The organism is Oceaniglobus trochenteri (assembly GCF_020529025.1).
Lineage (GTDB): Bacteria > Pseudomonadota > Alphaproteobacteria > Rhodobacterales > Rhodobacteraceae > Oceaniglobus > Oceaniglobus trochenteri.
Window position 1 is genome coordinate 100,775 of sequence record NZ_JACNMM010000003.1, and the last position, 16,898, is coordinate 117,672.

At 64.2% G+C, this 16,898-nt stretch carries 19 protein-coding genes; 7 read left to right on the forward strand and 12 right to left on the reverse strand.

The window, feature by feature from the left end; translation table 11 throughout:
* The 3 genes from H7828_RS04740 to H7828_RS04750 form a co-directional block, all read right to left on the reverse strand.
* Complete coding sequence (locus H7828_RS04740) at window positions 1-843, reverse strand: C40 family peptidase (protein WP_226779857.1); 843 nt, start codon at window positions 841-843, stop codon at window positions 1-3.
* On the reverse strand, window positions 840-2,225 hold the full coding sequence (locus tag H7828_RS04745; protein WP_226779858.1) for a leucyl aminopeptidase family protein: 1,386 nt from the start codon (window positions 2,223-2,225) through the stop codon (window positions 840-842). Before H7828_RS04745 ends, H7828_RS04740 begins: the two co-directional genes overlap by 4 nt.
* An 82-nt stretch (window positions 2,226-2,307) precedes the next feature.
* On the reverse strand, window positions 2,308-2,697 hold the full coding sequence (locus H7828_RS04750) for a hypothetical protein (protein WP_226779859.1): 390 nt from the start codon (window positions 2,695-2,697) through the stop codon (window positions 2,308-2,310).
* A gap of 140 nt (window positions 2,698-2,837) precedes the next feature.
* Between H7828_RS04750 and H7828_RS04755 the strand changes: the two genes are divergently transcribed.
* The gene (locus tag H7828_RS04755) at window positions 2,838-3,485 is read left to right on the forward strand and encodes a carbonic anhydrase (protein ID WP_226779860.1); all 648 of its coding nucleotides are present in this window, start codon (window positions 2,838-2,840) and stop codon (window positions 3,483-3,485) included.
* Window positions 3,486-3,605: 120 nt separating this feature from the next.
* Here the strand turns inward: H7828_RS04755 and H7828_RS04760 are convergent, their stop codons facing one another.
* The 3 genes from H7828_RS04760 to H7828_RS04770 form a co-directional block, all read right to left on the reverse strand.
* Complete coding sequence (locus H7828_RS04760; RefSeq protein ID WP_226779861.1) at window positions 3,606-3,848, reverse strand: hypothetical protein; 243 nt, start codon at window positions 3,846-3,848, stop codon at window positions 3,606-3,608.
* A complete protein-coding gene (locus tag H7828_RS04765) occupies window positions 3,835-3,984 on the reverse strand; it encodes a hypothetical protein (RefSeq protein WP_226779862.1) in 150 nt (49 codons plus the stop codon). Before H7828_RS04765 ends, H7828_RS04760 begins: the two co-directional genes overlap by 14 nt.
* Window positions 3,985-4,508: 524 nt before the next feature.
* Entirely contained in the window at window positions 4,509-5,531 is a 1,023-nt protein-coding gene (locus H7828_RS04770) for an aspartate-semialdehyde dehydrogenase (protein WP_226779863.1), read from the reverse strand.
* Between the two features lie 237 nt (window positions 5,532-5,768).
* Here H7828_RS04770 and H7828_RS04775 point away from each other — a divergent pair, with 237 nt between their 5' ends.
* From H7828_RS04775 to H7828_RS04800, 6 genes are all read left to right on the forward strand, one after another.
* Entirely contained in the window at window positions 5,769-6,380 is a 612-nt protein-coding gene (locus H7828_RS04775) for a ribonuclease D (RefSeq protein WP_226779864.1), read from the forward strand.
* 79 nt (window positions 6,381-6,459) lie between these two features.
* A complete protein-coding gene (locus H7828_RS04780) occupies window positions 6,460-7,083 on the forward strand; it encodes a hypothetical protein (protein ID WP_226779865.1) in 624 nt (207 codons plus the stop codon).
* Window positions 7,080-7,574, forward strand: coding sequence for an LptA/OstA family protein (locus H7828_RS04785; RefSeq protein WP_226779866.1), 495 nt, complete (start codon window positions 7,080-7,082; stop codon window positions 7,572-7,574). Before H7828_RS04780 ends, H7828_RS04785 begins: the two co-directional genes overlap by 4 nt.
* The gene (lptB, locus tag H7828_RS04790; RefSeq protein ID WP_226779867.1) at window positions 7,574-8,338 is read left to right on the forward strand and encodes an LPS export ABC transporter ATP-binding protein; all 765 of its coding nucleotides are present in this window, start codon (window positions 7,574-7,576) and stop codon (window positions 8,336-8,338) included. The genes H7828_RS04785 and lptB overlap by 1 nt, the downstream gene beginning before the upstream one ends.
* 224 nt (window positions 8,339-8,562) lie before the next feature.
* On the forward strand, window positions 8,563-9,141 hold the full coding sequence (hpf, locus tag H7828_RS04795; RefSeq protein WP_226780360.1) for a ribosome hibernation-promoting factor, HPF/YfiA family: 579 nt from the start codon (window positions 8,563-8,565) through the stop codon (window positions 9,139-9,141).
* A gap of 43 nt (window positions 9,142-9,184) precedes the next feature.
* Window positions 9,185-9,649, forward strand: coding sequence for a PTS sugar transporter subunit IIA (locus H7828_RS04800; protein ID WP_226779868.1), 465 nt, complete (start codon window positions 9,185-9,187; stop codon window positions 9,647-9,649).
* On the opposite strand, the gene H7828_RS04805 is transcribed toward H7828_RS04800, so the two are convergent.
* The 6 genes from H7828_RS04805 to galU form a co-directional block, all read right to left on the reverse strand.
* A complete protein-coding gene (locus tag H7828_RS04805) occupies window positions 9,637-11,046 on the reverse strand; it encodes a nodulation protein NodH (protein ID WP_226779869.1) in 1,410 nt (469 codons plus the stop codon). The two genes, H7828_RS04800 and H7828_RS04805, sit on opposite strands and share 13 nt — an antisense overlap.
* A 3-nt stretch (window positions 11,047-11,049) precedes the next feature.
* Entirely contained in the window at window positions 11,050-12,750 is a 1,701-nt protein-coding gene (locus H7828_RS04810) for a beta-1,6-N-acetylglucosaminyltransferase (protein ID WP_226779870.1), read from the reverse strand.
* Window positions 12,747-13,760, reverse strand: coding sequence for a glycosyltransferase family 2 protein (locus H7828_RS04815; RefSeq protein ID WP_226779871.1), 1,014 nt, complete (start codon window positions 13,758-13,760; stop codon window positions 12,747-12,749). The genes H7828_RS04810 and H7828_RS04815 overlap by 4 nt, the downstream gene beginning before the upstream one ends.
* A gap of 98 nt (window positions 13,761-13,858) precedes the next feature.
* Window positions 13,859-14,920 (reverse strand): glycosyltransferase family 2 protein, encoded by a 1,062-nt coding sequence (locus H7828_RS04820; RefSeq protein ID WP_226779872.1) that lies wholly within the window; start codon window positions 14,918-14,920, stop codon window positions 13,859-13,861.
* 13 nt (window positions 14,921-14,933) lie between these two features.
* Window positions 14,934-15,917: a UDP-glucose 4-epimerase GalE gene (gene galE / locus H7828_RS04825; protein ID WP_226779873.1), complete on the reverse strand. Its 984-nt coding sequence runs from the start codon at window positions 15,915-15,917 to the stop codon at window positions 14,934-14,936.
* 15 nt (window positions 15,918-15,932) lie between these two features.
* A complete protein-coding gene (gene galU / locus H7828_RS04830) occupies window positions 15,933-16,826 on the reverse strand; it encodes a UTP--glucose-1-phosphate uridylyltransferase GalU (RefSeq protein WP_226779874.1) in 894 nt (297 codons plus the stop codon).
* Window positions 16,827-16,898 lie beyond the last annotated feature (72 nt).

The window sequence follows — 16,898 nt, forward strand, 5'->3', positions numbered from 1 at the left end:
TCAGGGAAACAACCGCCGACGCGCCGTCACCGGGCCATCGCCCTGCGCGATGATCCTTTCGATGGCATCGCGGATCGGTTCGCGCAGGGTGGTCATGCCGTTGGCCGTCGCGTGAATCATCACCTCATCGCTTTCGGCCAGGGCGACATGGCCCTTCCAGAAGATCACGTCATTGCGCCGAAAGGGTTCATTATCGCCAATTGCCGTCCCCACCGCCTGCGCCTGAAGGTCGCTGTCGCCCGGGCAGGGAATATCGGCGGCAAGGCAGGCGGCCTGCACCAGCCCCGAACAATCGATCCCGTCGCCGGTATTGCCGGCCCAGAGATAGGGCGTTCCGATGAACAGCGCGGCGGTTGCGGCCGGGTCGGGCATCGGCCGCGACAGCGGGCGCAGGTGGTCGCGATGGATACGACCGGCCACGCCGCTCCACTGCACAAGATGCCAGACGCCGGTTTCGCCGGTCACGGCGATCCTTGCGCCAAAAGGCAGACGGGCCAGCGTTGGCGCCTTGAACCCGGCTTCGGAATAGACATGGGTGTGGCGCTGGCAGACGGCATGGGTGGGGGCGACGACCGCGCCAAGATCATCCGCGTTCAGATAGCCGCAATAGCCATCCTTCTGCGCACGGACATAGGCCCAGCCGTCGCGCCGCTCATAGACATCGACAACATCGCCAAACAGCACCTGCCGGTCGAGCCCGCCCCCCGGAGCGGCAAACAACCCGGTGGCGAAGACGCAGACCTGGGCAGGATCCCCGGTTACGAAACGTTCGGCGCTTACCTGCCCCTGAAGATGGGCGGCGGCCACGCGGGGGTTGGCGGGGGTTGTGCGACGGTCGCTCACAGCTTCAGCACCTGCGGCAGGGCGGCAAGGATCGCGCGCGCCCCCTGTCCCGTTCCGCCCTTGGGCCGGGCCGGGGCGGCGGTGGGGTTCCAGCCGTAGATGTCGAAATGTACATAGGGGGCCGTGGTTCCGGCAAACCGGCGCAGGAACAGCGCCGCGGTTATCGACCCGGCAAAGCCGCCGCCCGGCGCATTGTCGAGATCGGCAATCCCCGGTTCGATCATGGTTTCATAGGGCGCCCAGAAGGGCATCCGCCACAGCGGATCGCGCACCCCCGCCCCCGCCGCCCCCAGGGCCGCGGCGATGCCGTCATCGTCGCAATAGAAGGGGGCCAGGTCGGGGCCGACGGCCACCCGCGCCGCGCCCGTCAAAGTGGCCATCGAGATGGTGAGGTCCGATTCCCCCTCGGCCGCAAGCGCCAGGGCATCGGCCAGCACCAGCCGCCCCTCGGCATCGGTGTTGTTGATTTCCACCGTCAGCCCCTTGCGCGAGGTCAGGATGTCACCGGGCCGGAAGCTGTTGCCCGCAACGGCGTTTTCCACTGCCGGGATCAGCACCCGCAGGCGCAGCGGCAGGTTCAGCGCCATGATCATCCGCGCCAGCCCCAGAACGGTGGCCGCGCCGCCCATGTCCTTTTTCATCAACGCCATCGAGGCACCGGGTTTCAGGTTCAGACCGCCCGTGTCGAAACAGACACCCTTGCCCACCAGCGTCAGCCGCGGGCCTGCCGTGCCCCATGTCATGTCGATCAGGCGGGGCGCATCCTCGGCCGCCCGCCCGACCGCGTGGATCATCGGAAAATTCTCGCGCAGCAGGGCATCGCCGGTGGTGACCTGGATGTCGGCGCCGGTCTCGGCCGCCAGATCGCGGGCCGCCTGCTCTAACGCCGATGGCCCCATGTCTGCGGCGGGCGTGTTGATCAGATCGCGGGTCAGCGCCTCGCCCCGGGCGATCGCCTCAAGCCGGGGGGCATCGCAGCCCTCGGGCGCCACCAGCATGGCCTTCGGCGGTTCGGCCCTGGCGTAGCGGGCAAAGCGGTATCCGGCCAGAAGCCACCCCAGCGCCGCCTCGTTGCGTTCCTCGTCGTCCAGCACGCCCTGCAGGGCCCAGGGGCCTTCGGGCAGCTTGTCGCGGGCGGCCGCGAGGGTGAAGCGGCGCCGGTCGCTGTCGGCGGGGTTGCCCAGCCCGACAAGCGCCCCTGCCGGCCCGCCCGAGGCCCCGGGCAGCACCAGAACCGCGCCGGCACCGGCGGTGAAACCATTCGCACGCACCCAGGTCTGAACTGCCTCGTCCTGCGCGTTCAGCCAGGGTTCAAGCGTCTCGCTGGTCAGCGCGTGAAGCGGCAGCGCCGATTCACCGGTCGGGGCAAAGGTAAGGGACATGGGGGACGGGCCTTCTGCAACTGGCATTCTCTGCCCTACCCTAACCGGCCCGTGCCCCCCCGCAAGCCCTGTTTGGCGGTGGCTACATGCTCTGATCCTGGATGTCCCAGATGGCGCCAAGGGCGTCGTTGCCCATGCGCATCAGCCGCGCCAGGTTGGCCGAAAGTGCCACGCCATCCCCCGCCACCGACAGCGCCGCCGAGGTTTGGGCCACGCGTGCCATCCGGTCCAGCCCGATCAGCCCGGCAATCCGGCCGATGGCCAGGCATTCACGCCGGATGTCATCGAACCGGCCCCGCCGATAGGCGCCGCCCACACGGGACAGGCCAAGCGCCAAATCCTCAAGGGTTTCGCCGAGCCGCCCCTCGCCATGGGTTTCGCCGCCCGCGGCGCGCAACCGCGCCAGGCAATCGGTATCGATCGATACCGGTTCTACCGGTCGCAGCGTCGCCACGCGATCCGTGTTCCTCATCCCGTCCACCTTTCTGCCCCGCCCGCAGCCTCGCCCCGAAGGCTCAACAATTCGTTGTCGGTGCTTGGCAGAAATCGCTCGAATTCCATGAGAAATCGCACTACATGATCGGGCATCACCACAGGCAAAGGGGTCGAAAGATGGAACATGTCCGCCCGCTTCCCGGATATCTGATTCAGCGGTATCACGGCTGGAAGGCCACGACGTTCAGCGAGAACAAGTTCTGGTATCGTCGCCTTGCGGACGAGGGCCAGCGCCCCCGCGCCATGGTGATTTCCTGCTGCGACAGCCGGGTGCATGTCACCTCGATCTTTGGCGCGGATCAGGGCGAATTCTTCATTCACCGCAACATCGCCAACCTGGTGCCGCCCTTCACCGACGACGGCGATCACCACGGCACCTCGGCCGCGGTGGAATATGCCGTCAGCGCCCTGAAGGTGGCCCATGTCATCGTGCTGGGCCATTCCAACTGCGGTGGCGTCCAGGGCTGTTACGACATGTGTTCGGGCAACGCCCCCGACCTGGAACAGAAATCGAGCTTCATCGGCCGCTGGATGGACATCCTGCGCCCCGGCTTCGAGAATCTGTCCAGCGGCGACGACACCGCCCGCCGTGGCGAGCTTGAGAAGGCCGCCGTCAAGATCTCGCTTGAGAACCTGATGACATTCCCCTTCGTGGCCGAAGCGGTGCGCGAAGAGCGGCTCAGCCTCCATGGGTTGTGGACCGACATCGGGGAAGGCGGGCTTTGGGCGCTGGACCCGACGGTCGGGAAGTTCGTCTCGCTGTGACAAGCGGCGCGTGAAACGCCTTGCGGGCGGGGGCGGGAAAGAACCGGCCCTGCCCGATTTGGGGCAGCCTGGCGCGGCTAACGTGGCCCCGGATTTTGACACACACTGCATCCGGCCCCGCTAGACAGTCATGGGGGCCAGCAACTGCCGCCGGGGGCCCATGCGCACCCGCAGATCGGACATCTGCGCAACCACCGTATGGGCCTGGCGGGGCGGGCGACCGTCCCAGAAGATGTTGAGAACCGGCATCCGGACCGCGTTCAGCGCAGCGCAGCGTCGCTGACGCGCCTTTTGGGCAAGCGATTGCCAGAGAACGGCATCGTCGCCGCGATCGTCCATGGCGCGGGGGTCAGTCCCGGTCATACCCAAGCTCTTGCGCGAAAAGTGTGACCAGTTCATCGCGACAAAGGGCGGATGGTGCCGGGCCGGCCTGCGGCGGACAGAAGCCCAGAAGGCCGGGCAGGATGGTTTCGCTGACAAGACGCGCTATGTGCTGCATGAATCGTCCTCCGGTTATCCCCCACGGCGCAGGCACGCAGCCGCGGGGGAAATGGTTTCAGCTGAATTCCTTTGATTTGCCTTCCGGGCCCGGCCCGGGGCGGGAGCATCGTTTCGAATGCCCCGATGGATGATGCGGCCCGAAAACACGGCCCGGCGAACCATCCGACGCGCGACATGCTGATCGGCCTGACGACCGCCGCGCACCCCTGCACGTCAGTCACCGAAAACAGCCCTGCACGTCCGTCCCTCTCCCGAACATTGTCCGAGGTCGTTCGGAAGTTATAGCCTGGCATTCATTTCCGAGAGCTTACGGAACAATATCCAATCGGCGCGATCCGGTTAGTCACCGCGCAGAACATTGTTTTCACTTCTTTTTCCGGAAATACGGGCAGTGATTTTCAAACCGGCGCGCCGCCTCGCAAGCGCCATTTCGCCCGCGTTACCACCTGTCGCGCAAGGCATTTGCCATGATGCGCGAATCGTCGGCCCGCCCGGCGCATTGCCGGGCAGGCGCGCGGGCCATCAGCCCTTTTTCAGAATCCGGTTGCCCAGAAGCTCGGCGATCTGCACGGCGTTCAGGGCGGCACCCTTGCGCAGGTTGTCCGACACGCACCACAGGTTCAGGCCGTTCTCGATGGTGCTGTCCTGGCGGATGCGCGAAATGTAGGTGGCAAAATCGCCGACGCATTCGACCGGCGTGATGTATCCGCCGTCTTCGCGCTTATCCACCACCATGATGCCCGGCGCCTCGCGCAGGATGTCGCGGGCCTCGTCCTCGTCCAGGAAATCCTCGAACTCGAGGTTGATCGACTCGGAGTGGCCGACAAAGACCGGAACACGCACGCAGGTGGCCGTGACCTTGATCTTGGGATCGACGATCTTCTTCGTCTCGGCGACCATCTTCCACTCTTCCTTGGTGTCACCGGAATCGAGGAAGGTGTCGATATGCGGGATCACGTTGAAGGCAATCTGCTTGGTGAACTTCTTGGCCGGCTTGTCGTCGGTGGGATTGTAGATGCTCTTGGTCTGGTCCCACAGCTCGTCGATGCCTTCCTTGCCGGCGCCGGAAACGGATTGATAGGTCGAAACCACCACCCGCTTGATGCGCGCACGGTCATGCAGCGGCTTGAGCGCGACAACCATCTGCGCGGTCGAACAGTTGGGGTTGGCGATGATGTTGCGGTTGGAATACCCCTCGATCGCGTCGGGGTTCACCTCGGGCACGATCAGCGGGATCTGCGGGTCGTAGCGATAGAGCGACGAGTTGTCGATCACCACGCAGCCGGCCGCGGCCGCCTTGGGCGCATAGGTTTTCGTCGCGTCCGAGCCGATGGCGAAAAGCGCCATGTCCCAGCCGGTGAAATCGAAAGTGTCGAGATCCTTGGTCTTGAGGGTGGTTTCGCCAAAGCTGACCTCGGTTCCGAGAGATTTGCGCGAGGCAAGTGCCGCGATCTCATCGACCGGAAAGCCGCGTTCGGCCAGGATGTTCAGCATTTCGCGGCCCACATTGCCCGTGGCGCCGGCGACGACGATTCTGTAACCCATCTGGGGACTCCTTGATGTCGGATGACGGCGCCTGATAGCCCATGACGCCCGCAAGGAAAAGGGTTGGCGCATCTGCTTTTGTGCGCACCACCATTCACGGAAGGGATTTAAGGCGCACTACGGGCTCTGACCGGTTGTCCGGCGGGATTGTGGCCGTGGGGGCGACGGGTGCCGCCAGGGCGATTGCGCGGCGGGGTTTCTGCGCCTATGACGGGGCGCGAAACGCAGGGGGTGCACATGGCCAATCATCTTTACCGCAACGATCTGCCCGACGGGCTGAACCTTGGGCCGGTGGTGGCCATCGACTGTGAGACCATGGGGCTGAACCCGCACCGCGACCGGCTGTGCCTGATCCAGATGTCGGGGGGCGACGGCAACGCGCATCTCGTGCAGGTCACGCCGGGCCAGACCGAGGCGCCCAACCTGTGCCGGATGCTGACCGACCCCGAGGTGCTGAAGCTGTTCCATTTCGGCCGGTTCGACATTGCCGCGATGCTGAACGCCTTTGGCGTGGTCACGGCACCGGTCTATTGCACCAAGATCGCCAGCAAGCTGGTGCGCACCTACACCGACCGGCACGGGCTGAAGTACCTGCTGCAGGAACTGCTGGACGTGGATATCTCGAAGTATCAGCAGCAAAGCGACTGGGGCGCCGAAAAGCTGAGCAATGCGCAGCTGGATTATGCCGCCTCGGACGTGCTGCACCTTCATGCCCTGCGCAAGCAGCTGGACAAGCGGCTTGCCCGCGAGGGGCGCAGCGAGATGGCCCAGGCCTGTTTCGATTTCCTGCCGACCCGCGCCGCCCTGGACCTGGCCGGCTGGCCCGAGATCGATATTTTCGCCCACTGACAGCGGTTTGGCGCGCATCCCCTTTTGCAGGCCATGGTTCGGGTATAGATAACCCCGCAGACAAGGCGGGATCACGGTTTTGGCCAGCTATGACAATTTCCATTCCCGGCTGGTGGCCTGGCTGAAGGTGGTGCTGCCGCTGGTGGCGCTTGCCATCCTGTCGACCCTGTTCCTGGTGTCGCGCAAGGCCGACCCCGAGCGCGCCATCCCCTACTCCGAGGTCGAGGTGGCCGCGATCCTGCGGGAACAGCGGATCGAAAGCCCCGACTATTCCGGCATGACCCGCGATGGCACCGCCATCACCATGGCCGCCGAAAGCGCCCGGCCCGACACGGCCGAGCGGGTGACGGCCAGGACCCTGCGCGCCCGGGTCGAAACCCCGGATGGCGGCATCCTGGCGATGACGGCCGGCAGCGGCGTGATCGACACCGCCGCCCAGAGGGCCGACATGGAGGGTGGGGTGCGCATCGAAACCTCGACCGGCTATGTGATCGACACCGCGGGGCTGAGCGCGGCGCTGGACGCCACCGACGTGGAAACCACCGGCGCGATCACCGCCCGCGGCCCCATGGGCGATCTTGAGGCCGGGCAGATGGCGCTGCGCCAGGGCGACGGCGGCGAGGGGCCGGCATATGTTCTTGTTTTCAAGGGCGGTGTTCACCTGATATACCGCCCGCAGCCAACGCAGGGAGGCGGGCAATGACGCGGATCGCACTAACGGCCATGATGCTGATGCTGACACTCGGGCAGGCCCCTGCCATGGCCCAGGGCACCGGCATCGATTTCGGCGGGCTGAAACAGGATACCTCGCAACCGGTCGAGGTGGCGTCGGACAGCCTCCAGATCGACCAGTCGGACGGCACGGCGATGTTCAGCGGCAATGTCCTGGTCACCCAGGGCGAAATGCGGCTGAGCGCGGGATCGGTCCGGGTGATCTATGCCGCAGGGGCGGCGGGGCGGATCTCGGAGATGCACGCCTCGGGCGGGGTGACGCTGGTGAATGGGGCCGAGGCCGCCGAGGCGCGCGAGGCGGTCTATTCCATCGACAAGGGCACCGTGGTGATGACGGGCGACGTGATCCTGACCCAGGGGCAGACGGCGCTGTCGTCCAATTCGCTGGTGATCGACCTGAACACCGGCACCGGTACGCTTGAGGGGCGCGTGCGCACCGTGTTCCAGCCCGGCAGCAACTGATGCCCGCCGACCGGCCCCGGCTGACGGTCACCGAATCCTCCGGTGGCCTGCAGATCCGCAACCTGCGCAAAAGCTATCGCAAGCGGCCGGTGATCCGCGACGTGACCCTTGATCTGGCGCGCGGCGAGGTGGTGGCGCTTCTGGGGCCGAACGGTTCGGGCAAGACGACATGTTTCTATTCCATCGCCGGACTGGTGCAGCCCGAGGGCGGGCAGGTCATCATCGACGGGCGCGACGTGACGCGCCTGCCCATGTATCGGCGTGCCAAGCTGGGCATCGGATACCTGCCACAGGAGATGTCGATCTTTCGCGGCATGAACGTCGAGGACAACATCCTTTCCATCCTCGAGATCAGCACCAGCGGACGCACCAGGCAGCACGAGAAGCTTGAAAACCTGCTGAACGAATTCTCGATCACCCACCTGCGGCGCACCCCCGCGCCCGCCCTTTCGGGCGGTGAACGGCGGCGGGTCGAGATCGCCCGCTGCCTGGCCGCCAATCCGTCATACGTTCTGCTTGACGAACCCTTCGCCGGGGTCGATCCGATCGCCGTGGCCGAAATACGCGGATTGGTGGCCGATCTGAAAACCCGGGGCATCGGCGTGCTGATCACCGATCACAACGTCCGTGAAACCCTTGGAATCGTTGACCGCGCCTATATCTTACATGATGGACATGTGTTGATGAGCGGCACCAGCGACGAGGTGATCAGAGATGAGAACGTCCAGCGCGTCTATCTTGGGCAGGGATTTCGAATTTCCTGATTCCCGCCTGGGTTGTGTCACGGTTTCCATTGACAGAACTGACATTTGGGGCGCCAAATGGTCGGGATGACAGGAACCGTACCAACCACCACAGGATCTGCGACGCGTCCCGCCCGGCGGGAACTCGGCCCATCCCACTGTTCATACGTTCCACTTTCGGCAAAGGCGGCATCCGTTGCGAAGGCAGCGGCAGCCGCCCTTTTTTCGGCAACCCAGGAGGCATGATGCAATATCAAATCAGTGGCAAACAGATCGACATCGGCGAAGCGCTGCAAACCCACGTCCAGACCGAAGTGGACGGCATGATCGGCAAGTATCCCGGTCGGCCCACCGATGCCCTTGTCGTGTTTTCGAAGGACGCCCATGAATTCATCTGTGAATCCGTCGTGCATCTGTCCACGGGCCTGACCGTACAGGCACGCGGGCGGGCGGGCGAAATCTATGCCTCGTTCGACAGTGCCACCGAAAAGATGGAGAAGCAGCTGCGCCGTTACAAGCGCCGCCTGAAGGACCACCACAAGGAGCGCGTGGTGCCTGTTGAACTTTCCGGCGCCTCCTCGTATATCCTCGCCGCGAACGACAACGATGAGGCAGAAGAGCCGGACAGCCTGGCGCCGATGATCATCGCAGAAATGGAAACGAAGATTCCGAGCCTTTCCGTCGGTGAGGCCGTGATGCAGATGGAGCTGGCAGGCGCACCAGTGCTGGTGTTCCGGAACGAAAAACAGGACGCCGGGGTCAACATCGTGTATCGTCGTGAAGACGGAAACATCGGGTGGATCGATCCGGGCACGGCGAAGTAACAGGGTGCGGCCGGGTGGCCGACACCCGGTCGGACAGGACAACATGCAGATTTCCAATATCCTCAGCCCCTCGGCAATCCGGGTCGTGGGCGCCATGACCAGCAAGAAGCGACTGTTCCAGGAGCTTGGCGACCTGGCCCATGGGGTTCACGGCCTGCCCGCCACACGGGCTGTCGAGGCATTGATGGAACGCGAAAGCCTGGGGCCGACGGCCGTGGGCCACGGCATCGCCCTGCCCCATGCGCGGCTGGACGATGCCAGCAAGGTCTGCGGTGTCTTCCTGCGGATCGAACGGCCGATGGAATTCGATTCCGCCGACCGCAAGCCGGTTGACCTGGTCTTTGCGCTGTTTGCCCCGTCCAATGCGGGGGTTGAGCATCTGAAGGCGCTGGCGCTTGTCTCGCGCACCCTGCGCGATCAGACGCTTTGCGCCAAACTGCGGGCCAATGACGACCCGGCCGTCCTGCACACCATCCTGACCGAACTGGCGACCCGTCAGGCCGCCTGACTCCAGGCGCGGTAGCCGAACATCATGTAATCACGCTGATAGATGTCGCGCACGGCGGCCTCGATCTCGTCATCATAGATCCGGCTCAGGGCGGCGGTGTCTTCCCCGGGCAGGGCGGGCGCCGCCTTGCCGATCTGTCCGGCCAGGGCCGACAGCCCCTGTTCCAGCGCCGTGTCGCGCAGGATCATGTCGGGTGACATGAATTGCGCCATGCCCTGCACGATGACCGACTGGCTGGCCCAGGCCGGATCGGTGCGGATGCTGGTCTGGCCCCCCAGGTTGCCCTTGACGAATTTCAGGAACCCCAAAAAAGCCGCGCGCCGCGTGTCCGCATCGGCGATGCCGTCTTCGGGCAGGGGCACGTCATAGCGATCGCGCAGGGTGTAACGGAGATCGCCAAAGGCCTCGTCACCCGCGGGCAGGATGTGGCGGTGAAACACCTCATGTATCCGCGCGACCGGATGGCGCACCACGGTGAAGCTGCGGTGGCCCGGGTTCTGGCGCTTCCACTTGCGCAGGTCTTTCTGGGTCATCTCGGGGCATGTGGGCGCGGCCCCGTCCAGCGCAGTCAGCCATTCGGTGATCCGGTCTTCGGCGCCGCCACGGATCGGCATGAAGGCCAGCGGGCTTTCCGCGGCCAGAAGATAACCCGGAATGCTAGGCCCGCGCCTTTGCTCGAAGTTCGGCGTGCGGCCCAGGTCGAAATGATCGTGCGATGACAGGGTGGCGACCATGGCATCATAGTTCACCACCTTTTCGCGCAGGGTGCCGGGGTTCTGCACCTTGGTGCGGTCGCTGGTGTGATCCAGCCGCGCCTCGACCCCGAGAAAGGTGGCGAGGCCGTTCAGGATATCGATGTCGTTGATATCGTCGTAACGGATATAGAACGCCGTCTGCCCCGAAACCTGAAGCGCGCGGGTCAGATCCTGCTGAAAGGTCTGGAGCCGCGCGAGATGGCGGTTGAAGGCATCGGCGTCAAACATGATGCGGGCAGTGCGGGCCGTCTTCATGTCGCCCAGCCGCCACTGCCCGGTTTCGCGGGCAATCTCGCGCGAGACGTAGCTGTCTAGCGGATTGCGCGTCAGCACCACCTTGGCGCAGCGCGGATCGGGCAGACAATGGGCCAGGATGCGCGGATCGTGATCGTGAAAGAAACGGAACCCGGCGATGCCGTCGGTGCGGGCCTTGATGGCATCCAGAAGAAGCAGCGGATCGGCCTCGCGCTGTGTCAGGGTGACGCCCGCCTGTTCCTGCTGCCCGGCGTGGCTGATGAAGGCGGGATTGAACGCCTCGCCCCAGCAGCGCAGCCCGGGCAGGGTGTTCAACGTATCCTCCAGAAAGTTCGAGCCGGTGCGCATTTCCGCCAGCAGGATGAAGGAATCGAATTTCGGGGCCATCTGTTATCCTACGAGATAGGGTTTGCGCCATTCCGGCGTTGTGGCGGCATCGGTTTCGTCGCCGCTGGGGAAATCCCCCATGAGATAGGGCTGCATGCCCTGGTTCTTGAGGTTCTGAAGAAACTGCCCGAAGCCGGTCAGATCGTGCATCTGCGGCGCCTCGGTCAGCCGGCGGGGGGCGCGGGGGCCGATCTCGTCGATGATGGATTGCAGCGGTTCCATCGGGGCATCGACGAAATCGGCCATGGGCCAGATGCGCACCCGCGCCTTGGTGGTGATCCGGCGCAGATGGGCCAGTTGGCGCGATTCCACCTGTTGCAGACGCGCCGCCGCCCGGCGCACATCGGCGAAATCCCGGTTCGCCCGAAACAGCGGCACCGCCCAGGCCCCGGTGATGATCGAAATGCTGGCGTTCGGGTCTTCGGCCAGGAATTCGACAATCTTCTGCTGATCGCGCGGGCCGAACAGGAAACACTGCCGTTCGCCGCGGGTGTTCCAGACAAGATTGCTGAGGAAGGCGCGCGGATTGTAGTCGCGCAGCGCCGCCGTATCGGGCAAGGCACCGGCATAGATCTTGTGGCCATCGGTAAACTCGGCCCTGTCGGGGGCATAGAGGTGGCCATGCACCCGGGCACCCGTGGCCTTGTGCAACCATGGCTCAAACCCCTGGAACAGATCGCCAAACCCCTGAAACACCGAATAGGGCGCGCAGGTCTTGCCGTTTTCCCACCCGTCCTTGGGAAAGCGGCTGGCCATGTAAAGCCCTGCACGCCCGCGCGTGCGCCGTTCGATCGCCTTGGCGAAGATGCGGTCGATCTTGCCGGGGTTCGGCTCGGCCCGGCTTTCGCTGGCCAGGTTGTCGGACAGGAAATTGGAATAGAGCCTTTCGGCCCGAGGCCAGATCTTGCGCGCCATGAAGCAGTCGGAGCGGCGCAGAAGTTGCAGGTGATCGTCGTAGAAGATGTGCGGTTTGCCCTGGTAGTCGAACTTGGACAGGGTCAGCGACCGGCTTTCGATCCGGTCGGAGTATAGCCGCGCAAGGGTCTGGAAATAGCTTTCGTCCGGAATCCAGACCCGGCGGAAATACCTGTCGTGCAGGGCGCGGCGTGGATCGTTCAGGATCGCGCTGAGGGTCTGGCGGGTCAGGCACCACCATTGCGACCCCATGTGCGGTTCGATCTCGTCGGGAATCCGGCGTCTCAGCCCCAGGCGGCGTTGCAGCCTGACATAGGCATCGAACAGGCGACGATGCCGTTTCCAGGAAAAGGGAAACCGCAGGGTGAACCTTTCGCGGTCAAGCCCGCCAACCGTCCAGGGTACATCCTGGGTCGTCACGCTTTCGATGAAATCGGTGTCGGGGCGGGCGGCCAGGTAGGCGCGAAGCTCGGCAATCGGGCGCAGCGGCAGGCAGGAACCCGAGGCAAGATAGACGTGCCGCACCTTGGGGAATTCGGCCAGCATCATTTCGGCCCCGCTTTGCGCGGCAGCCACCAGCGACCATGTGCCCCATTCGCAGGCGTGCCTTTCGCAAAACCGGATATTGTCGAACGCCGCCAGATCATTGCGCAACCCGTCGAACAGATCCCGCGACACCCGCCGGTCGACATGAACGACGACAGGGCACCCCGCCCGCGCCCAATGGGCCGCGACCTGCGCCGCACGGTCCAGCGCATCATGGCACATCATCACGAAACCGACGGTCACGCCCAGTTTCCCTTCGACATCAGGCCCAGGATTTCCAGCTGCCGCCAGTTGATGTATTTCTCGCTCCACTTGCACCAGAGATCGGGGTCTTCGGCCTTGAGCCGGGCGTGATAGGCCTTGTATTCGGCGCCATTGGCGAAATGTTCGCGCCGCAGGATTTCCTCTTCGGCCTTCTGGCCCATGGTATCCAGGAACTTGGCATGCAGCAGGATGCCCGAGGTCTTCTCGCCGCCATCCTCGTCATAGACCTTGTTCAGGCCGCGCGGCAGGATCATGTGCGTCGAGCTGGTATAGGCATAGCGACGATCCCATTTCACGAGGGGCAATTTGTTGAGCGCTGGCGCCTTGGCCGGCTTGCCTGCCAAAAATGCCCGCGCCCGGGGGCCGCCCTGAATCCAGAGGTTGCCGTGGGTCTGGTTCTTGGTGATCGTATAGTTTCCGGAATCGAACCAATTGGCAATCTCGATGGGGTTCTGCCCTTCGTGATAGCGATGCGCCGAAAGCGGGCCCTTGGGATACATGTCCAGCATCATCGCACCGAAGGATTTCACGCCGCTCGCGTCAAGCCAATCGGTCAGCGCGCCGATGGGCCGCGTGTCGCAGAAGGGATAGATGAAGAATTCATCGACATCGACGCTGAGCGTCCAGTGGCCCTGGCCATGCACCCGCAAGAGCCGGTTCATCCAATCGACACCATAGCGCGCCTTGCGATAGCTGCGCGTCGTATGCCACAGCGACACGTCGCCCTGTTCGGCCAGGTATTCGCGCGAACCATCGTCCGACCCGTTATCGACCAGCAGGAAATGCCCCACCCCCATCTCGCGATAATAGCGCAGGAAATAGGGAAGGCGGACACGTTCGTTGCGCAGGGTGGAAAACAGAAGGATGTCGCGCGATCCGATGGCGGCGGTGCGGTCCTGCACGGGGGTCAGTTCGCGCCGCTTGCGAAAGGCCCGCCAAAGCATCCTGCGCCGACGCAGTCTCAGCCGATATGACTCAATCGCGCCCACGGATATTCCCTGCCAAGGCCAATGCTCCTGCGCTTAACACAGCTTGTGTGCATGCACGGTTAACCAAAGGCCATATTCCCGCTCTTGCGCCTTCCAGACTAGCGCAGCTGCCTGGCCGAATCAACGTCTCGCTCGGGGCCGGACCAGTCACCGCGCGACAGGAGCCCAAGAGTTTCAAGCTGTTGCCAGCCCACGTACCGCTGCGCCGTCGGCACCCAGAGATCGGGGTTGGCGATCAGGCCGTCGTAGTAGTCATCGTAAAGCGCACTGTTGGCGAAGTGTTCCTTGCGCTGCTTTTCCTCGGCCGATTTCGCCACGATGGTGTTCAGGAACTTGGTGTGCAGCAACGCCCCCGTGGGGCGGGCAATGCCCGGTTCGGGATAGGTGCGGTTCATCCGGGGCGGCAGCAGCGAATGGGTGGAATCGAGGTAGCTGAAGCGGCGGTCCCATTTGACCAGCGGCGTCTTGTTCATGGTCGGCGCGCGTTCCGGGGCGCTGGAAAAGAAATACCGCGCCCGCACGCCGCCCCGCGCCAGCAGGGTCTGCAACTCGGGGCGGGGGTGGAAGGTGAAGTTGTCGGCATCGAACCACGGGATCGTCTCGGTCGGGTCCTGGCCGGGCCGATAGGCGGCATCGCGCAGCGGCCCCCTGGGGTAGAGGTCGATCATCAGGGTCCGGAACCCACGCCAGCCGCGGCTGTCCAACCATGCGGTCAGCCCGCGCAGGCCGGTCGAGTCATGGAAGGGATAGACCAGGATCTCATCCGCATCCATCGTCAGGCACCAATGCCCGTGCCCGTGGCGCAGTTGCAGCCAGCCCAGCCAATCCATGCCGAAGCGTGACGCCTTGTAGCTGTCGCCGCTGTGCCACAGCGATACGTCCGGCTGCCCCACCAGAAGATCAGCCGTGCCATCGGTGCTGTCATTGTCCACGAACAGGAAATGATCGACACCCAAGGCCCGGTGATGATCCAGGAAATACGGCAGGCGCAGCGCCTCGTTGCGCAGGGTGCAGAACAGCAGGATCTGACCGGGTTCAATCTGCGCCGTGCGGTCCTGTAGCGGTTTCAGCTGATGACGCTTGCGCACGGCCCGCGACAGCAGGTAACGCCGCTTCCAGCGTAGTCGATAGGCCCGCCAGGCGCGCCAGAGGGCGCTCATGTGGCCTGCTGGCTCATCCGCCGTAACCGTCGGATTCATGCCAGCGCCAGGCATCCGCGATCATGTTCTGAAGGGTCGAACGGTGCGGTGTCCAGCCAAGTTCGGCATTGGCGCGGGTGCTGCCTGACACCAGCGCGGTGCAATCGCCGGGCCGCCGCTTGCCATCGATGACCGGAACGGCACGATTGGTCACAATGGCCGAATGTTCGATCACCTCGCGCACGGAGAAACCGCGTCCGGTGCCCAGGTTGAACACCCGGTTGCCCTTGCCGGCCTCAAGCCATTTCAGGCCCAGCACATGGGCATCGACCAGATCGCAGACATGCACGTAATCGCGGATGCAGGTGCCATCGGGTGTATCGTAATCGGTGCCATAGACGGTCAGCGCATCGCGCTTTCCCTGAATGGCATGCAGCATCAGGGGGATAAGATGCGTCTCCGGGTCGTGCGCCTCGCCGACCATGCCGTCCGGGTCGGCGCCGGCAACGTTGAAATAGCGGAAGATCACATGGTTCAGACCGTGGCTGGCCGAGAAATTCCCAAGCATGTCCTCGATCGCGCGCTTGCTGGCCCCGTAGGCATTTATCGGTGCCTGAGGGCAGGATTCATCCAGGGTCACGCCATCCTGTTCGCCGTATGTGGCGCAGGTCGAAGAGAAGACGAAATCGAGACACCCGGCCCCGATCGCCGCCTCGATCAGGTTCAGCGACCCGCCCACGTTGTTGCGCCAGTATTTCGCCGGATCGCGCATCGCCTCTCCGATGTCCGAAAAGGCGGCAAAATGCATCACGGCAATCGGGGCGTGACGGGCGAAGACCTCTTCCAGACGGGTGCGATCCGACAGGTCGCCCTGCTCGAACGGGCCGAACTTCACCGCTTGTTCGCATCCGGTTGAAAGGTTGTCATAGCAGACGGGAAGATATCCCGCCTGCGACAGGGCCTTGCAGGCATGGGCACCGATATACCCGGCGCCGCCCGTAACCAGAATAGGTTTCACCCGGCCAACCCGCTTCTACTGGGCGGCCTTCTGGCTCGAGACCAACTCGTTCAGGTAGGTCGAAAATTCCTCGGACAGGTCAGGACGCGAAAGCCCGAAAGCCACCGTGGCCTGAAGGAAGCCCGCCTTCGAGCCGCAGTCGAACCGCTGCCCGCGGAAGCGCAGGCCATAGACCCCGTCGTCGCCGCCGATTTCCTGGGCGATGGCGTCGGTCAGCTGGATCTCACCACCCGCCCCGGCCTTCATGTTGTTCAGGTTGTCCAGAACCTTCGGCGTCAGGATATAACGCCCGATGACGGCCAGGTTGCTGGGCGCCTCCTCGGCGCTGGGTTTTTCAACCATGCCACGCACCTTGACGAGCGATCCCAGATCCTCGGCCACGTCCAGCACACCATAGGACGATGCCTTTTCCGGTGCCACTTCCATGGCGGCCACCATGTTGCCGCCGGTTTCCTCGTAGGCTTCCACCATCTGCTGAAGACAGGGCGTTTCGGCGGCGATCACGTCATCGGTCAGGATAACGGCGAAGGGTTCGTTCCCGATCAGCCGGCGCGCGCACCATACGGCATGGCCCAGCCCCAGCGCCTTGTGCTGGCGGATATGGGCAATGGCGCCGCTTTCCATGTTGGTATCGCGCAGCATTTCCAGCATCTCGGTCTTGCCCTTGCTGTGCAGGGCGGCTTCCAGCTCGGGCGCGAGATCGAAATAGTCTTCCAGCGCCGATTTGCCGCGCGAGGTGACGAAGATGAACTCGGTGATTCCGGCGGCGCGGGCTTCGTCGATCGCATACTGGATCAGCGGCCGGTCCACCAATGTCATGATCTCCTTGGGGATCGACTTGGTGGCCGGCAAAAAACGTGTTCCCAAACCTGCTACGGGGAAAACCGCTTTTGTCACTTTCCGTTGCATATCAACTCCTGTTGCTTAAATATCCTGTCCGGTCAACGGCGCGGTGAACCGCAAGGCCGAGGCCGGGATTGA